Raw genomic sequence first — 1,406 nt, forward strand, 5'->3', positions numbered from 1 at the left:
ATTCAATACCAATGAAGTCCAATAATAATAGAATTACACTTACTGTTTTGTTTTTAATGTTTATGAGTGTAGTTGTGAACGCACAAGAGATTATTAAGGATTCCGTAATTGCCCCTGTAAAAAAAGTTAAGTCAACTGGTAAGCAAAAAGTTGATGGTGTTGTAGCAACCGTAGGAGATTATATCATCTTAGACTCAGATATAGATAAAACGTATTTAGAAATTCAAGCTGGCGGAGGTAATACTTCGGAATATGATCGTTGTCAAATGCTAGGGAAACTGCTAGAGGACAAGTTATATGCGCATCAAGCAGTTCAGGATAGTATTATTGTGACCGATGCTGAGGTTAAAGGTATGATGGAAGAACGATTGAATTACATGGTAGACAAAATTGGGTCTATGGAAAAAGTGGTTCAATATTATAAAAAAGATTCTGAGGAAGAATTTAGAACTTATTTTGCTGATATCTTAAAGGAAGGAAAACTTACTTCGGAAATGCAAAAAAAGATTATTGATGCTGTAGAAATTACTCCAGAAGAGGTTCGAAATTATTTTAAACAAATACCAGCGGCTGATTTGCCTTTTTTTGGTGTAGAACTTGAAGTAGCTCAAATTGTGGTTATGCCAAAAGTTTCTGCAGAAGACAAACAAAAAGTAATTGATAAACTCAATGGGTTTAAAAAAGAAGTAGAGGAAGGTGCTAGTTTTTCAACAAAAGCAGTTTTATATACGCAAGATCCAGCTTCTAAGTCAACTGGAGGGTATTATAAAATGAATCGGTCAACTCCATTTGTAAAAGAGTTTAAAGAAGTGGCATTCAGTTTAGAAGAAGGAGAAGTTTCAGCTCCATTCGAAACAATTTTTGGGTACCACATTATTCTAGTAGAAAAAATTAAAGGACAAGAGAGAGAGATTCGTCACATATTATTGTCTCCTACTGTAACAGAGCAGTCTTTAAAGGAAGCTAAAGAACTGATAACTTTAATTAAAAAAAGAATAGAGGATAAGGACATTACTTTTGCTGAAGCTGCAAGAACTTTATCTGATGAAAAAGAAACTCGAGCAAATGGCGGTGCTTTAATCAATCCACAAACTCAAGATACCCGTTTTGAGTTGACAAAAATGGATCCTTCTTTTTATAGCCAAGTTTCAAATTTAAAAGAAAATGAAGTTTCTGCACCTATTTTAGATCAAAGTGAAGAAGGTAAAAAAAGTTATAAAATTATTACGGTTACCAATAGAATTGATGAGCATACAGCAGATTATGCTAAGGATTACATCAAAATTAAAGACTTAGCGTTAAAACAAAAACGAATCACTGAAATAGGAAAATGGTTTGATGAAAAAATCAAAGAGACCTACATCAAGATTCAGGGGGAATATAGAGATTGTAAATTCACGAACAAT

The 1,406-nt window shown here is 33.1% G+C and carries 1 protein-coding gene; it reads left to right on the forward strand.

Annotated features, from left to right (window positions below):
* Positions 1–5: 5 nt before the first annotated feature.
* On the forward strand, positions 6–1,406 hold a 1,401-nt coding region (locus tag FPG59_RS16060), incomplete at its 3' end, for a peptidylprolyl isomerase (RefSeq protein WP_254906730.1).

The organism is Flavobacterium sp. FPG59 (assembly GCF_002150205.1).
In the GTDB taxonomy this organism is placed as follows: Bacteria; Bacteroidota; Bacteroidia; order Flavobacteriales; family Flavobacteriaceae; genus Flavobacterium.